A 15950-nucleotide genomic window follows, 5' to 3' on the forward strand; every position below is an offset into this window, starting at 1 on the left:
TTCTCCTAAGGGGTCACCCCCTTAAAATCCCCTGGCAGTCTTCTTTTTATTTCTCTGGCTTCAAATATCCAGTAACAATTCTGTTAGTATCCAGATACTTATTAGCAGCTTCAACAAGTGCTTCCTTTGTAATCCACTCATTTACACGACCTGTATCATTTGTATACCATAATGGTTCATAAGTAAACAAAATCTCACTACCAATTCTGTTCAACCACCAGTAGTTATTTCTAACCGAAGTTTCAATAGTTCTGGTATAAGTTTCTTTCAACTTTTGAATCAGCTCATCAGAAATGTTACCACTCTGAATATCCTTTATAGTTTCAATTACAACTGCCTGAAGCTCCTCTTCTCTTGAAGGTTCACAACCAAAATCAATATAAACCTTATAGAAGCGCTCTGGCCAGCCATCAATAAATCCGCCTGTACTTACACCATAAGAACCACCCTTATCTTCACGAATAACCTCGCGCAAACGAATATCGAGTACAGATGCAAGCTGATCAATTATCTTGCCTTCTTTATAGCTGATTTCTAAATCTTTACATTCTGGCAATTCACCACCAAAGCACATGTAAACATCACCCTTCTGATCGATTCCTTTTTTAACAGTTGTTGTCTTACTTGTTTCAGGGAATGGGAAGTATACATATTTTGTTTCTTCTTTTACATCATTTGTTTTAAGAGTTCCAAGATAGTATGCACACAAATCTACAAGCTTCTTCTCATCAAAATCACCAACAAATACAAAAGTAAAATCTGCAGGATTTCCAAAACGTTCACGATAAACACGCTCTGCAATTTCAGGATTCATTTTATTGATGTAATCCATATTCCATGGAGCAAAATATAAGTTGTTACCGTAAAGCATTTCGTTAATCTTATCATTGAAAACTCTTGAAGGCTGAGCACCATAGTTTTCTGCAACCTGCTTATACTGATTTATAAGAGTTGTCCAACCCTCTTCAGTGAACTGAGGCTTATCAAACGCAATGTTTATATACTGCAAGGTTTCTTCAATATTTGACTTGTTTGCATTTCCATAAAAACATTCTTCTGTATTATTAATTTCAAAACCGATATTCAGATTTAATGGAGCTGCAATTTTCTTTATCTGACTCAAAGTTTTTCCATTAAAACCAGAATACAAAGCATATTCCCTGGCAATCTTTGCAGAAGGAATTTCTTCTTCCTTCAGCTGATAATATCCACCCTTGCTTCCACCATAAACTACAATTGAGTCTTTCTGGAAATCAGTTTTTTTAGTAATGATTTTTACACCGTTTTCAAAAGTATACTGAGTTCCGCCAAGTTCCTTGATTGCTTTTTTCTCAGTAACCTTAGCTTTTTTTGACGGCTTATCCATCAGCTTATTATCGCCTGTATCATCCACATAAGCTTCTTTTGCTGATTCACTTTCGTAATTATTCCAGATATCAAGAATTTCCTTTTCAGAAGGTGCATTCATTGACTCAGGAACAAGAACAAGCATCAAAGTTCCACGATTTTCAAATGCTTCTTTTGCAACTTCAAGAATTTCCTCAGCAGTAATCTGATTTGTAATTTCTGTATCTAATTTGAAAGCATCTTCATCAGATAAATAAATACGTCCACTTACAATATGACTTACAATACTGCCTGCAAAATTTGCTGAAGGATGTTTATCCTTATTAGCATAGTTCTGCTGGAAACTCTGCAACATAGACTGCTTTGCTCTATTAAGCTCTGCTTCAGTAATTCCATGAAGCATAAAACGTTCATATTCATCTAAGAATGCTTTAAAAGCCTGTTCAAAGCGGTCTGTTTTAGGAAACAGCTGCATTACATAAATAGGATTATTATTTGCAAAACCTGTAGATCCAACACCTGCACCTAACCATTCTGCAGAAGGCTGATTTGAAATTTCCTGGCAACGCATATTCAATACGCTTGCAGCAATATTAAGTGCATATTCTTTTCTGAGCTGCTCTACTGTTGTTACAGGAGAGTTATCCTTTGCCTGCTGATAGATTTCAACCTGCAAAATGTTCAACTCTTTATCGCGCATTATTTCAATTTTTTTCTTAGTCTGCAAAGGAACTTTAAATTCTGGTGATTTAATCTTCTTCTCTGAAGCAGGAATTGTACCCATCACTTCTTTAATCGCTTTTTCAAGAACATCTGATTTTGCATCACCTACTGCAACTACAGACATAAGTTCCGGTCTATACCATTTCTTATAAAAATCTTTAATACGATCGTAAGGAGCATTTTTAACTACATCCATGCTTCCAATTGGTAATCTTCCTTCAAATCTTGAATCCTTGAAAATAAGTGGAATTAACTTATCTGTAACACGTCCATTAAGACCCTGATTTCTAAGACGCCATTCTTCAACAATTACACCACGTTCCTTATCGATTTCTTCCGGATTAAAAGAAACAGCACTAGCCCAGTCATGAAGTACCATAAGACTTGTTTTTAATATCTCCGGGTCATCAGCTGGAAGCTCAAGCATATAAACAGTTTCTTCAAAACTAGTATATGCATTTACTTCTGGTCCAAACTGCATACCAATAGATTCAAAATAATCAACGATTGCAGACTTTTCAAAATGCTCAGTTCCATTAAAACACATATGTTCTACAAAATGAGCAACACCTTTTTGATCGTCTTCCTCCATGCACGAACCAGCTTTTACAACCAGTCTAAGCTGGATACGATTTTTTGGTTCTCCATTTTCACGAATAAAATATGACATTCCATTGTCAAGTTTACCCTGCTTAATTGCAGAGTCCATAACCAGTTGTTTTCCATTACCAGAAGCAACTTTTGATGATGAACATCCGGTTACAAAAAGTAATGAAGTAACAAAAACAGCTGCAAAAAAAGATACAATACCTTTGTTTAATAACTTCATTTTATCCCCCTAGGAAATTTACAACTATCATACTGATAGTTTTGTGTTTTTTCTTAGACAAATTATAATATAATTGTCATAAGTAATATAACATTTTATACATTTAAATCATTCAAAATAACTAAAGTTACCTAAGATTTATGACAAATGTCATAGCTTTGAATGATTTTGTTTGTCTTTACCACATATTCGTTTCTTTATATAATAACACAATATGACTAAAACAATATTTTCATTCGAAGTATTTCCTCCTAAAAAGACCATGCCAATCGATACTATTTTTTCTACTCTCGATGAGTTAAAAGGTCTTTCTCCAGATTTTATTTCCGTAACCTTCGGAGCCGGTGGAAGCGAAAACTGCAATAATTCTGTAGAAATTGCAAAGCATATTAAAAACGTTTGCGGTGTTCAATCTGTAATCCATATGCCTTGTTTGAATATGACACGTCAGGATGCTCAGTATGTACTGGAACAGTTTCAGAATGCTGGAATAGAAAATATCCTTGCACTTCGTGGAGACCGTGTTGAAGGTAAAGAACCTGCAAATGATTTCCATCACGCAAGTGATCTTATTCAATTTATACAGGAATTTGATTCAAAAAGAACTGACGGAAAACAATTCAAGATTTTTGGTGCCTGTTATCCTGAACTTCATCCACAGTCAAAAAATGTTTATGATGATATTGATTACCTGAAAAAGAAAGTTGATGCCGGTGCCACTCACCTGCTTTCACAGCTTTTCTTTGATAATGCACAGTTCTACCGCTTCCTGGAACGCTGTCAGATTAAAGGAATAAATGTGCCTATTGAGGCTGGTATTATGCCGGCTACAAATAAAAAATCAATAGAACGAATGGTCAGTATGACAAACGCCGTGCTTCCTAAAAAGTTTACTGATATGATGGACCGCTATGCCGACCATCCGGAAGCTATCCGTGACGCTGGTATTGCCTATGCTATTGATCAGATAATTGATCTTGTTACTCACGGAGTTCAAGGTATTCACCTTTACACAATGAATAACCCTCTTGTAGCACGCAAAATTTACGAAGCTACAAAGAGCTTATTTGATGTTCCACCAATTATTAAATAAAAAAACCGGCTCATATTAATGAGTCGGCTTCGTTTTTAACGGTTCTGCTATCTTCGCCTACTTTACAAGCTTAACATCAAAGCAGATATATGAATCACCTGGGATTCCAGCCTGTGGAACACCATAGCTTCCATAAGCGAGCTCAGGTGGAATTACCATCTTTCTTGTTTCACCGTATTTCATTTCCTGAACCATTTCATCAAAACCAGGAATCATCTGTCCACCAGCTGTTGTGAATTCAATTGGGTCATGTCCCTGTGGATGGAATTCTTTAGAAGCATCAAAAAGCTGTCCACTTGGAAGATATCCTTTGTACTCAACAGTTACTTTCTTTCCTTTTCCACAAACAGCACCGCTGCCCTGTTTAAGAATCTGGTAGTAAATACCGCTCTTAGACTTTTCACAGCCTTCGATTACCTTAGCAATTGTTTTCTTTGCAAGTTCTTCTTTGAATGTAGCAGCTTTTTTAGCACCTGCAGCTTTAAGTTCATCAAAGCTCTTCTGAGTTACTTTGAATGCTTCTGCGTCTTTACCCTGGCGAACAATTGTAAGAGACTTAATGGTGTCTCCCTGAGCAACTGTATCTACAACATTCTGTCCCTCAAGAACTTCACCAAAAATTGTGTGTTTGTAGTTAAGCCAGTCTGTTGGAACATGAGTAATAAAGAACTGACTTCCGTTTGTATTAGCACCAGAGTTTGCCATAGCAAGTTTACCAGGCTTATCAAATACATATCCTTCAACAAATTCATCAGCAAACTTATATCCAGGACCACCAGTACCATTACCCTGTGGATCACCACCCTGAATCATAAAATCAGAAATTACACGATGGAATTTCAAACCATCATAGAATGGCTTTCCCTTTGCTGCATCAAGAGTTCCCTCTGCAAGACCAACAAAATTTGCAACTGTCATTGGAGTTTCTTTATAAAAAAGATTAAGAATGATAGTTCCCTTTTCTGTTTCAAGAACGGCAAATACGCCTTCTTTTCCTTTCAATGCTTCCATGTTTTTCCCCTTAGTACCTGCGGCTGTGCAAGAAGATAATGCAAAAATTGCCAGCAGACCTGCAATAATAGTTTTTTTAAGTTTCATTTTATTACCTCTTAGAATTGAGTTTTGAACCATTCATAAACAGCATTCATTCTGGCAAGCATGGACTTTGTAATCTGTCCCTTAATGCCAGGTAATTTCAGACTGTCTGTATCGGTACACAGATATAAAAGTATATCGTCACCGCAATCTATTACCAGAATATTGATAATCATTTTTCCCGGATGGATTGGTCTAAATGGTCCAATTCCCATTTTGTCAAGAATTGTAAAATTACACCACAAAGAATCTTCATTCTGATGATAAGTAAGTCTGTAAGTGTTTACACCAAAACTGCTGTCATCCTGAAGACAATAAGAAATCTGGCCATCTGCATTACCTGTATTTTGATCAGGAACTTTAGTTTTATCATCAGCTCCTGCAATCATATAGCATTTTTTGAACAGAACCATTTCTTTATTTCTTGTAGTTGAATAATATTTCAATCCTTCCATTGTAGAAAGTGAACGAACTACTTTAGAAATATCATCAATAGTTATTGATGTTTTGCCTGAATTTCCCTGCTTAAGAAGATCTGCTTTTTTAATAAGATGAAGACCTTCGTAAGTGTATGGAAAATTTCCAGGCTCTTTTTTGATCATCGTTCTGAATAAACCTTCACTGTAAACAGATTTAGGAAGAAGTTTAAATTCTTCTAAACCATCGTAACGATAATCTGCAATGCTGCCTTCTTTAACCAGCTGCTCATAAAGCTGTGCGCTGACCATTCCTTTTACTTTGGCGTTTTCATCGGCAAATACTGTACCGGTGAAAACTGCACCTGCTAAAAGCATCAGGCCCATCTTTTTAATCAAATTAAATCCCATTAACGAATTCCTTTGTAAAGAACGCGAACCTGTTTGAATACGCCCTCTCCTTCACTCTTTGTTTCAACATCAGGAATGTCATTCAAAGTTGTGTGAATAAGACGTCTCTCAAACGGATTCATTGGTTCAAGCAGAATAGAATTGTGTGACTGACGAACTTTATCTGCTGTAGTATATGCGAGGCGAACAAGTGTTTCCTCACGACGGATTCTGTAGTTTTCTGTATCAAGAATTACGCGAACTTCTTCGTGACCAAGACGTCCAGCGTAGATGTTTGCAAGAAGCTGAAGAGCATCGAGGTTCTTTCCCTTGCGTCCAATAAGGATTGAAGAGTAAGATGAATCAAGACGAATTCCAAGCTTCTTTTCTTCACGATAAGAAACCTCAACTTTCACATCATAACCCATTTTTTCAACAACAGTTTTGATGAATTCAATGAGTTTCTGCTCAAATTCTCCCTGTGGAAGTGGATCTGCAACAAGGCGTGAATGCTTTTCTTCTGAAGCTTCATTTACCCAGTTTGAACCATTATCATTATCATCAAGAGTATGAACTCTGATTTTTACATAACCTTTTTTAAAAATTGAGTTTTTCTGTGTTTCAAGAATTTCTACATCGAACTGATCTCTTTCAAGACCAAGCTCATTTACTGCCATTTCGATAGCTTCTTTTTCAGTTTTTCCTTCAAACTCGTAAGTCATTTTATTTATCTCCTAGATTGGCCGCGTAGCGGTCATTATTATTTTTTCTTTCCTTTAGCTTTTGGTGGAAGAACTTTCTGCTCTTTTGCCTTAAAGCCTGCATCTTTTTCTGCTCTTTTTTCCTTCATCATCTTATTGATGATAAGCTGCTGGAAAATCTGAAGAACGTTACTGGTAAGCCAGTAAAGAAGCAATCCAGATGGAGCATTGTAGAACAGGAAGAAGAACATTAACGGCATACCGTACATCATGAACTTCATTGTAGCCTGACTCTGACCTGGAGCTGCTGTTTGACCATTCTGAGTTATCTTACCAGATAACAACTGAGTAGCCACATAGATTACAGGTAAAAGACGAATCTGATTACCAATTAACGGAATATTTTTACTTAAGGTCTTTACAACATCACCTGTAGAAAGGTCTGGAATCCAGCCTGGAATAAACATAGCACCACGGAATTCGAAGTAGTTGTTAAAGAGGTTATACATAGCAAAAAGAATGAGGAACTGGAAAACCATTGGGAGACATCCGCTTGCAGGATTATATCCAGCCTGCTGATAAAGCTTTGAAGTTTCCTGCTGAAGTTTCTGCTGATCATTCTTATATTTATCCTGGAGAGCCTTAAGTTTAGGCTGAAGATCCTGCATCTTAAGAGTACCCAGAGACTGCTTCTTAGAAAGCGGGAACATAATTACCTTAAGGATAAGTGTCATTATGATGATTGAAACACCCCAGTTATGGAAAAGCTTATTCAACATCTCAAGAACTACCTTAAGAATCTTTTCGAGCCAGTTGAGCCAGCCGCTTGTCTGTAATGCCTGGCTGATCTTTTTACCACCAATGTTCCAGCCGTTATTTTCTGCAATATTATAGCGCTTAAGATCCTTATCATTACGAGGACCAAAGTACATATAGTAAGTATCAGAAATATCTGAACCACTGAACGATGAACGCTCAATAAATGCCTGAGCATTAGCATAATTATTTACTTCTACATTAGAAGAATACCAGTTAGTTTTTACTGTTTCCGGAGCATTAGGAATCATAAGTTCAATGAAGTATTTTCCTGCAATACCGCTCCAGATCATATCTTTATCGTATTCTTTGAACTGACCGTTGCTAAGCATAATCTTCTTATATTTATTTCCGTTATATGAAATAAATTCACGGCGTTCATAACGATTCTGTTTTGGATTAAAGTGTGGACCAATCTGTGGAGAAGTTCTGATTGTGTAAGCAGTTCCTCCAAGATCAATTCCATTAGAATCAGCTGTATGAATAAGAACATCAAGCTTGAAAACATATTCACCATCCATAAAGGTATAAACCTTACGCATAGTTGTTTTCTTGCCGTTTACATTGAGTGTCTTTGTAAAAGTGATTTTATTACCATCTGTTTCTGCATTGAAAATGTCATCAATAATTTTTGAATCAGCCTTTCCAAATGCAATTGCACATGTTCTGTTCTTGCTGTTGATGTTATCAGAAAGCTGTACAAAATCATCAGTATCCATATCTTTATGATCAAGAAGTTTATAACTGATGATGTCTCCACCCTTATTAGTGAAAACAGCTTCTACTTTATCTGTTCTGATAGTATATTTCTGTTCAACAAGAACTTCTTCTGCTTCAGCATCATCAAAGAAATCATTTTCGCTTTCTGCTAATTCGCTGAGTTCTGTTGACTCAAGAGAAAACTCCTGAGGCTCCGCAGTTTCTTCTGTCTGTACCTGAGCATTTGCCTGGTTTCCTAAGCCCATCATATTAAGGCCAGGGAAAAATTTAGGCAAAATCAGATAAGAAGCAATAATAACAAGTGTTGAAAGAACAATTGCCCATATAGTGTTTTTATCCATTTTTTTGCATTCCTCTTAAGTTTAAGGCACAGGATCGTAACCGCCTTCGTGAAATGGATTGCATTTGAGAACTCGTTTAATCGAGAGAAAAAGGCCCTTACCCGGACCGTATTTTTTTATTGCTTCAAGAGCATATGCAGAACAAGTGGGAGTAAATCTGCAGTTTTTCCCAAGCAATGGCGAAATACAAATTTGATAAGCACGAATTAAAAAACAGAAAAGTTTTGTGAAAAATTTACTTATGGCTCCGCCTAAAATGACGGCCAGTTTTTTCAACATAGCCTTATTCCTGAATTAATCCTGCCTTTTGACACAATAAACGAATTTGATCACATCGCGAGTGGAACGAATCATTTCCGGGATATATTAAGAATAGCATATCATATCCGGTGTTCAGATGTGATTTTAGTAATCGATAGACTTCACGGCTGTACCTTTTTGATAAGTTCCTTTCGACCGCGTTACCGTAGCCGCGCATCAAAGGAAAACCGACACGATTCATTCCAAGATTGTTTTCTAAATAGAAAAGCTTAGCACCCGGAATACTTATCTTTTTTCCGTCTTTAAACAGCTTTTTAAAATCAGCGGGATTCTTTATCCGCTCTTCACGTTTAAAAAATCCCGTTTTTATCAAGTCTGTTTCCATCCCTTAAAAAATTAGTACTTCTTCTTTTCGTCAGAAACTGAGAGCTTTGCGCGACCCTTAGCACGTCTTCTAGCAAGTACCTTGCGTCCGCCCTTTGTTGCCATACGAGCTCTGAATCCAAATTTTCTGTTGCGCTTTACTTTGCTTGGTTGATATGTTCTTTTCATGGAACGTACTCCTTATATATAATAATTTAAATTTCTAAAAAAAGAATTCAAAAATAGTAATAAAATATATCATTTATTCTTGCGATAGGTCAAGCATGCTATTCCGTATACTGTCAAATTTAGCTAGAAGCTCTGGAGGCAGTTTATTTTCCCTTTTTTCGGTATTTTCACTGCCTTTATCGTATTTTTTCAATTCCTTTTCCTGCTTTTCTAATTTTGCAGCCATTTCTTTTCTTTCTTTAGCAAGCTGATTTTCATAACTCTCGCTGAGACTAACCTTCTCACCAGACACACGAAAAGCCAGTGAACTGATTTTAAGTTTCGGCAGATTCATCTTAAGCCCATTGATAATAAATTTCTGATACATCTTCAGATATTGAATCCAGCCTGGATGATCTGTTTCAACTAAAAGAACACCGTTCTTCAAATCGATGACGCGTGTATTTCCTGCAAGGCGTTCTCCAATTGGCATGCGTCTTTCGCTAACTTCAGATTCGTATTTACTTGAATGAATACCAGACACAACTTTTTTCCAGACACTGCAAATTTCGTTAGCCTCGGAGGTTCCAATATTTGCAGCCTGCAGCATCATGTCGGCGGCGGAAATTATTCTATTATTCATACCATTCACCTTGTCTTATTTTATACACTTTAGTTGTGTCATGCATATAGCGTTCATAAGGTTCGCCCGGTAAAAATGTACAGAAGAGCTGATCATACTCAGGAAGCATTTCTGTTAATTTTGCTCTTTTGTCAGGATCGAGTTCCAGGAGAACGTCGTCCATTAAGAGTACCGGCCGAAGGCCGGTTGCGCGTGTATAATAAATTGATTGTGCAACTCTCAATAAAAGTGAAATTAAACGACACTGTCCTGTTGATGCAGTCGGTATAAAAAGATGATGATCTTTTACAAAATCAATGCGGTCGCGGTGTGGGCCGGAAAGTGTTGTTTCAAGATTTTTATCTCGCTCACGGTTAGTTAAAAGCAAATTTAAAATATCCTGCGAAGCAGGAAAAATTTTCTGGCCATCTGCATCAAGCTCTTTCCATGACGGATGATAATTTATTGAGAGCCCCTCAATGCCTGTTATCTCTTCAAAGACTTTTCCAAAAATCTGATTAAAAAGAAAAATTGCCTTTTTACGTTTTTCCTGAATCACAAGTCCGTACTGAACGAGCTGACTGTCCAAAACATCAAGCACATCATACTGATGATTTTTTAAAATTAAATTTCGGCTCTTTAAAACTTTTTTGTAATTTCGTAAATCATCAATGTAAGTTGAATCATAAAGTGTAAGTGACTGATCAATAAAAAATCTGCGGGCTTCTGGTTCGCCAGTTGCAAACCGCAAATCATCATGGCAAAAAAGAATGCATGGAATTGTATTGATAAGCTCTTTTCTGTCCTGAATTTTTTTTCCGTTTTTTTCTATTCGTTTTTTGTTGTTCTCAAAAATTACAGAGACGCGTTGAATATCTCCTTCATCTTTTTTGAACATTGAATTAACGCTGAAATCTTTTTCACCTTTTTTTACAATTTGTGAATCAACATGAGTTCGAAAAGAAATTCCGTAAGACGCATAATAAAGCGACTCCAGAATATTACTCTTGCCCTGCCCGTTTTCACCGACAAAATAGACCTCTCTGTTCGAAAGGTCTATTTTATCATTTTTAAGATTTCGGAAATTATAAAATGTTTGATAAAGAAACGGCATCCTAGTAATTCATTGGCATGATTACGTGGATGTAATCTCCGCCAGTTTCGCTGCGCATAATTACAGCCTTAGTAATATTTGCATCGCCGTCAACGTCATTGATATTGAAATCAAAAACAACATTTTCTGAATCAATAACTTTGAGCGGTTCTGTTACATAAGTAAAGTTCAATGCCATAGAAATATCCTGGCCATCATAGCGGCAAGGAATCTCTTCATCTGCAGTACCAATATCTGACTCTGGAGAAATCAGCTTAAGAACACCAGAAGAAATCTTGAAAATAATTCTGCTTACTTTTTTATCAACCATGATTGTTGTACGTTTAAGAGCTGCATCGAGATCAGCCTTATTAACCATGAATGACATTGTAAGATTTTCTGGAATTACCTTCTGGTAGTTAGGGAACTGACCTTCGATAAGTACAGAAGAGAATTCAAGATTTCCAAATTTTACAAAGATAGATTTATCAACTACAGCAACCTGAATGTTTCCTTCATCCGGAGCATTCTTCAAAATACAAGAAAGAATTTTTGTAGGAATAATTGCCGGCTGGAAATCAGGAATACTGAAGCCTGTTTTGTTATCGCAAGAAAGGCGACGACCATCAGTTGCAACCATTGTAAGTGTCTCATCATTTTTGATGAAGTAAACACCAGTCATGAAATAACGGTTGCGGTCATCAGAAACAGCAAAAATTGTTTCCTTAATCATCTCTTTGAAATCCTTTGCAGGAAGTTCAAAGAATGGAACATTGTCGCTTGTACCAGACTCAGGGAATTTATCACTTGCCTGACTCTTAAGCTGGAATTTAACTTTCTTAGAAATTGGTTTAATTGTTACTCCAATATCTTCCTGAATGAATTCAATTTCGCCAGAAGGTAAAGAAGAAAGAATACTCATAAACTTGTCGCAGAAAATTGTTGTGCGGCCTTCTTCCTGAATATCAACAGGAATTACAGTTGTAAACTTTACTGTTGAATCAGTAGCTTTAATTGTAAGTGAATTATTCTCTGCTATGATTAAAATATTAGAAAGAATAGAAACAGGACTTTTATTTGTAATAATTTCCTGTGCAATTGAAATTTCTTTAATCATTGCGTCTCTGTCGAATGTGAATTTCATTTCTTTATCTCCTTTTACACATTATTTATTATTTATTAAATTTTTTAAATTTAGTAATAGTAATAATAAGGGCTGTGAATACTGTGGAAAACACATTTAATTCTTTATATTTCAAAGATTTAAATTGTTAATAAATCGGATGACTTAATTAACTTTTTGTCCACATATCCACATTTTAATTAATATTTGTCAATTTATCCACTTTAAAGCGGCAATTTATCAACAAATTTTTACTTTTTATACTCCTTAATTTCTCTTATATAAAGCTGGATTTTAGATTCCAGTGTTGAATCAATTTTGATCTGTTCAGCAATCTTTTTATATGCAGTCATAATTGTAGAATGATCTTTACCGCCAAATTCATTGCCTAATTCAGTATAAGCAATTTCAGTAAGTTCACGGGCAATATAAATAGCAATCTGGCGAGGAACTACATATTTTTTATCACGCTTTTTGCTCTTCAAATCTGCAACAGAAATCTGATAGTTTTCTGCAATAACTTTCTGAATAATATCAAGCGAAATATTTTCTGTAGAATTAGAACTGATAATATCGCGAAGCTGATTTTTTACGATATCAATGTTTAATTTTTTACCAATCAGTTCTTCATAACCAAGAACTTTATCAAGAGCAGATTCCAACTCACGAACGTTAGTTTCTACATTTCTTGCAATAAAATCTATAATTTCAGGTTCAAGAACTCTATTCTGAAGTTCAATTTTTTTCTGAAGAATTGCATAACGGGTTTCATAGTTAGGTGGCTGAAGATCAATACACATACCGCTTGAAATACGGCTTACAAGTCTTTCAGCCATAGTTTTGATTTCACGGATTGGACGGTCGCATGTAAAAACCATCTGAGCTTTTTTCTGTGAAAGAGCATCAAAAGTTAAATACAATTCTTCCTGAGTTGATTCTTTTCCCTGGAGAAAGTGAATATCATCAAGTAAAAGTACATCAAGATTTCTGTACTTATTCTTAAAAGCTTTTTCAGTTTTTTCTTTAAGAGAAAGAATAAATTCATTTGTAAAGCTTTCTGCAGATACGTAGCAGATCTTTAATTTTTCAGTATTATTGTTGTTAATATAGTTTCCGATTGCCTGCATAAGGTGAGTCTTTCCAAGACCTGATCCACCATAAAAAAGAATCGGATTATATTTTCTTCCAGGTTCATTGGCTACAGCTATAGCAGCATTATATGCAAATCTACTGTTATCACCTGGAATAAAAGTATCAAAAGTATATTCTTCATCAAGCAGCTGATGTTTTTTAAAGCCTGTTTTTTTTGTTTCATTTGATTCTGAAGGCTTATTTTCTTTAACTGATTTTTCTTCTGCAATATTTGATTCAGATGTATCTGATTTTTTAGATTCTTTTGCTTCTGAATTTTCCTCTTTAATTACAACAACGTTCAGTTTAATTTCATCCTGACCTGTAATTTCCTTGAGTTTTTTAAGAACGATATCAAAATTTCCCTTTCTCTGCATTGACTGCTGAAGGAATGTAGATGCAACAGACACAGTGATAGTATCAATAGTGTCTTCTACGTAGTTCATATTGAACCAGAGTTTAAATTCATCTCCTTTATTTTGCGATTTATATAAATCATGGAGTACTTTCATCGTGTACTCCCAAGCCTCTTTATAATTATTTTCTGACATTCTTTTATTATCCTAGAGTTAGAAGATTTCTTCAAGTATTTTATAATTTTTCTCAAACTAACAACGGTTAGTTATAAGCTTTATTGAATTTAAAGGGAAAATTCTGTAAAATTAACTATTCTTATATATTTTCTTATATATTAGACATTTATTTCAAAAGAAAATCATACAAAAGGATATAAATATGTCAGCTGATTACGGTGCAAGTAACATCCAGGTTTTGAAAGGACTCGAAGCAGTTCGTAAAAGACCTGGTATGTATATTGGTTCAACGGGTCCGAGGGGACTTCATCACCTTGTTTATGAGACAGTAGATAACTCTATCGATGAAGCTATGGCTGGCTTCTGTGATACTGTAGTTGTCGCTCTGGAGAGAGATGATATTTGCCGCGTTGAAGATAACGGACGTGGTATTCCTGTTGATATTCACCCTACAGAAAAAATTTCCGCTCTTGAGCTTGTACTTACACGTCTTCATGCCGGTGGTAAATTCGATAAGGGTTCATATAAGGTTTCTGGTGGTTTGCATGGTGTAGGTGTATCCTGCGTTAATGCTCTTTCAGACTGGATGGAAGCTACTGTAAAACGTGATGGACATATCTATCAACAGAAATATGAACGTGGTGTGCCAAAAACAAAAGTAGAAGTTATTGGCGATGTTGGCCCAGATGTACATGGAACAACAATCCGCTGGAAGGCTGATAAAACAATCTTTACAGAAACAACAACTTATGATTATGACGTTCTCCGTGATCGTCTTCGTGAACTTGCATTCCTTAACAGTGGCGTTGTAATTATTTTCCGCGATGAAAGACTTGAAACTCCTAAAGAAGAAGTTCTTAAGTTTGAAGGCGGTATCAATGAATTTGTAAAAGAAATTGATGAAGGTAAGGCTGTTGTTCCAGCTGAACCAATTTATATCAAAGAAGAACGAGATGATGTTATTACAGAAATCTCAATGCATTACAATTCAGGATATTCTGAAAACGTACGAACGTTCGTTAACGATATTAATACCCGTGATGGTGGTACACACCTCGAAGGTTTCCGTAGTGCCGTTCGTTTTGTTTTAAACAAGTTCTTCGAAGGAAACGACAAGCTTAAGAAAAATCTTGATAAAGATGAAAAGCTTACTTATGAAGATTTGAGCAGCGGTCTTACTGCAGTAATTTCCATGAAAGTTCCTGAGCCTGAATTCGAAGGTCAGACAAAGGAAAAACTTGGTAATACAGAAGTCCGCACAATTGTAGATCAGATTGTAAAAGAAAAGCTCACAATATATTTTGAACAGAATCCTCAGGTGCTTGAATCAATTCTTAAAAAGGCAATTGATGAAGCTAAGGCACGTATTGCAGCCCGAAAGGCAAAAGACAATATGCGCAAAAAGACAATGAGTGATGGCTTCGGTCTTCCAGAAAAATTGTCTGACTGTTCAATGAAAAATCCTGAGCTCTGCGAAGTATACATAGTCGAGGGAGACTCTGCGGGTGGTTCTGCAAAGAAGGGTAGAGACCCTAAAACTCAGGCTATTCTTCCTCTCTGGGGAAAGATGCTTAACGTTGAAAAAGTTCGTCCAGAAAAGGTAATGAACAACGATAAGCTCGAGCCTGTAATTGCTTCGCTTGGTGCAGGCTTTGGAAAAGACTTTAATATCGACAAACTCCGTTATCATAAAATCATTATCATGGCCGATGCCGATGTCGACGGTTCACATATCCGTACATTGCTTTTGACTTTCTTCTTCCGCTACATGCCGAAACTGATTGAAAACGGTTATGTATATCTTGCTATGCCTCCGCTGTTCAAAGTTCAGCTTGGTAAGAAAGATCCTGTTTATTGTTACAGTGATGCAGAACGCGATGCAGCCCTGGAAGCTCTTGGCGACCAGAGAGATAAGGCAGATGTTCAGCGCTACAAAGGTCTTGGTGAAATGGATGGTAAGCAGCTTTGGGAAACAACAATGGATCCTGCACACCGTAAGATGCGTGTTGTAACAATTCCTGATGCAATGGCTGCAGATAAAATATTCAGCGTATGTATGGGTGAAGAAGTAGAGCCACGCCGCCGGTTCATCGAAGAAAACTCAAGCTACGCTAATTTGGATATTTAATCTAAAAAGAAATCAAATCTAAAATTTCCTCAATTTACGAAATTTAGATTTATTTTA

14 protein-coding genes are annotated in these 15950 nt (G+C 36.2%); 2 read left to right on the forward strand and 12 right to left on the reverse strand.

The features are described from left to right. Window positions 1–46: 46 nt before the first annotated feature. Window positions 47–2899 carry a M16 family metallopeptidase gene (locus BMY21_RS10915; RefSeq protein WP_074644076.1) on the reverse strand — a complete coding sequence of 951 codons (2853 nt, stop codon included), beginning with the start codon at window positions 2897–2899 and terminating at the stop codon, window positions 47–49. Between the two features lie 214 nt (window positions 2900–3113). Here BMY21_RS10915 and metF point away from each other — a divergent pair, with 214 nt between their 5' ends. Beyond that, a complete protein-coding gene (gene metF / locus BMY21_RS10920) occupies window positions 3114–3992 on the forward strand; it encodes a methylenetetrahydrofolate reductase [NAD(P)H] (RefSeq protein ID WP_074644079.1) in 879 nt (292 codons plus the stop codon). 57 nt (window positions 3993–4049) lie between these two features. On the opposite strand, the gene BMY21_RS10925 is transcribed toward metF, so the two are convergent. The 11 genes from BMY21_RS10925 to dnaA form a co-directional block, all read right to left on the reverse strand. Beyond that, window positions 4050–5090, reverse strand: a complete 1041-nt coding sequence (locus BMY21_RS10925) for a peptidylprolyl isomerase (protein WP_074644081.1) — start codon at window positions 5088–5090, stop codon at window positions 4050–4052. Between the two features lie 11 nt (window positions 5091–5101). Next, on the reverse strand, window positions 5102–5914 hold the full coding sequence (locus BMY21_RS10930; RefSeq protein WP_074644083.1) for a DUF6675 family protein: 813 nt from the start codon (window positions 5912–5914) through the stop codon (window positions 5102–5104). Beyond that, window positions 5914–6615 (reverse strand): RNA-binding cell elongation regulator Jag/EloR, encoded by a 702-nt coding sequence (gene jag / locus BMY21_RS10935; protein ID WP_074644086.1) that lies wholly within the window; start codon window positions 6613–6615, stop codon window positions 5914–5916. Before jag ends, BMY21_RS10930 begins: the two co-directional genes overlap by 1 nt. A 38-nt stretch (window positions 6616–6653) precedes the next feature. Beyond that, window positions 6654–8471 carry a membrane protein insertase YidC gene (gene yidC, locus BMY21_RS10940; protein ID WP_074644088.1) on the reverse strand — a complete coding sequence of 606 codons (1818 nt, stop codon included), beginning with the start codon at window positions 8469–8471 and terminating at the stop codon, window positions 6654–6656. Between the two features lie 21 nt (window positions 8472–8492). Beyond that, window positions 8493–8750: a membrane protein insertion efficiency factor YidD gene (gene yidD / locus BMY21_RS10945; RefSeq protein ID WP_083379839.1), complete on the reverse strand. Its 258-nt coding sequence runs from the start codon at window positions 8748–8750 to the stop codon at window positions 8493–8495. Window positions 8751–8754: 4 nt separating this feature from the next. Further along, window positions 8755–9117 carry a ribonuclease P protein component gene (gene rnpA, locus BMY21_RS10950; RefSeq protein ID WP_074644090.1) on the reverse strand — a complete coding sequence of 121 codons (363 nt, stop codon included), beginning with the start codon at window positions 9115–9117 and terminating at the stop codon, window positions 8755–8757. Window positions 9118–9128: 11 nt separating this feature from the next. Further along, window positions 9129–9284, reverse strand: coding sequence for a 50S ribosomal protein L34 (rpmH, locus tag BMY21_RS10955; protein ID WP_022932870.1), 156 nt, complete (start codon window positions 9282–9284; stop codon window positions 9129–9131). A 73-nt stretch (window positions 9285–9357) separates the two neighbouring features. Beyond that, window positions 9358–9906: a DciA family protein gene (locus BMY21_RS10960; RefSeq protein WP_074644092.1), complete on the reverse strand. Its 549-nt coding sequence runs from the start codon at window positions 9904–9906 to the stop codon at window positions 9358–9360. Further along, a complete protein-coding gene (recF, locus tag BMY21_RS10965) occupies window positions 9899–10999 on the reverse strand; it encodes a DNA replication/repair protein RecF (protein WP_074644094.1) in 1101 nt (366 codons plus the stop codon). The genes BMY21_RS10960 and recF overlap by 8 nt, the downstream gene beginning before the upstream one ends. Before the next feature lies 1 nt (window position 11000). Continuing rightward, window positions 11001–12122 (reverse strand): DNA polymerase III subunit beta, encoded by a 1122-nt coding sequence (gene dnaN / locus BMY21_RS10970; RefSeq protein WP_074644096.1) that lies wholly within the window; start codon window positions 12120–12122, stop codon window positions 11001–11003. A gap of 230 nt (window positions 12123–12352) precedes the next feature. After that, window positions 12353–13783, reverse strand: coding sequence for a chromosomal replication initiator protein DnaA (dnaA, locus tag BMY21_RS10975; protein ID WP_074644098.1), 1431 nt, complete (start codon window positions 13781–13783; stop codon window positions 12353–12355). 184 nt (window positions 13784–13967) lie between these two features. Between dnaA and gyrB the strand changes: the two genes are divergently transcribed. Continuing rightward, the gene (gene gyrB, locus BMY21_RS10980) at window positions 13968–15893 is read left to right on the forward strand and encodes a DNA topoisomerase (ATP-hydrolyzing) subunit B (protein ID WP_074644100.1); all 1926 of its coding nucleotides are present in this window, start codon (window positions 13968–13970) and stop codon (window positions 15891–15893) included. The last annotated feature ends 57 nt before the right edge of the window (window positions 15894–15950 follow it).

It is taken from the genome of Treponema bryantii (assembly GCF_900111035.1).
Classification (GTDB): domain Bacteria; phylum Spirochaetota; class Spirochaetia; order Treponematales; family Treponemataceae; genus Treponema_D; species Treponema_D bryantii_C.

What these genes read in the sequence shown, in the direction of transcription:
- gyrB (WP_074644100.1), top strand. Translation starts at nt 13,968, where the DNA reads ATGTCAGCTGATTACGGTGCAAGTAACATCCAGGTTTTGAAAGGACTC.
- dnaN (WP_074644096.1), bottom strand. Translation starts at nt 12,122, where the DNA reads ATGAAATTCACATTCGACAGAGACGCAATGATTAAAGAAATTTCAATT.
- jag (WP_074644086.1), bottom strand. Translation starts at nt 6,615, where the DNA reads ATGACTTACGAGTTTGAAGGAAAAACTGAAAAAGAAGCTATCGAAATG.
- yidD (WP_083379839.1), bottom strand. Translation starts at nt 8,750, where the DNA reads ATGTTGAAAAAACTGGCCGTCATTTTAGGCGGAGCCATAAGTAAATTT.
- dnaA (WP_074644098.1), bottom strand. Translation starts at nt 13,783, where the DNA reads ATGTCAGAAAATAATTATAAAGAGGCTTGGGAGTACACGATGAAAGTA.
- rpmH (WP_022932870.1), bottom strand. Translation starts at nt 9,284, where the DNA reads ATGAAAAGAACATATCAACCAAGCAAAGTAAAGCGCAACAGAAAATTT.
- recF (WP_074644094.1), bottom strand. Translation starts at nt 10,999, where the DNA reads ATGCCGTTTCTTTATCAAACATTTTATAATTTCCGAAATCTTAAAAAT.
- rnpA (WP_074644090.1), bottom strand. Translation starts at nt 9,117, where the DNA reads ATGGAAACAGACTTGATAAAAACGGGATTTTTTAAACGTGAAGAGCGG.
- BMY21_RS10925 (WP_074644081.1), bottom strand. Translation starts at nt 5,090, where the DNA reads ATGAAACTTAAAAAAACTATTATTGCAGGTCTGCTGGCAATTTTTGCA.
- BMY21_RS10930 (WP_074644083.1), bottom strand. Translation starts at nt 5,914, where the DNA reads ATGGGATTTAATTTGATTAAAAAGATGGGCCTGATGCTTTTAGCAGGT.
- BMY21_RS10960 (WP_074644092.1), bottom strand. Translation starts at nt 9,906, where the DNA reads ATGAATAATAGAATAATTTCCGCCGCCGACATGATGCTGCAGGCTGCA.
- BMY21_RS10915 (WP_074644076.1), bottom strand. Translation starts at nt 2,899, where the DNA reads ATGAAGTTATTAAACAAAGGTATTGTATCTTTTTTTGCAGCTGTTTTT.
- yidC (WP_074644088.1), bottom strand. Translation starts at nt 8,471, where the DNA reads ATGGATAAAAACACTATATGGGCAATTGTTCTTTCAACACTTGTTATT.
- metF (WP_074644079.1), top strand. Translation starts at nt 3,114, where the DNA reads ATGACTAAAACAATATTTTCATTCGAAGTATTTCCTCCTAAAAAGACC.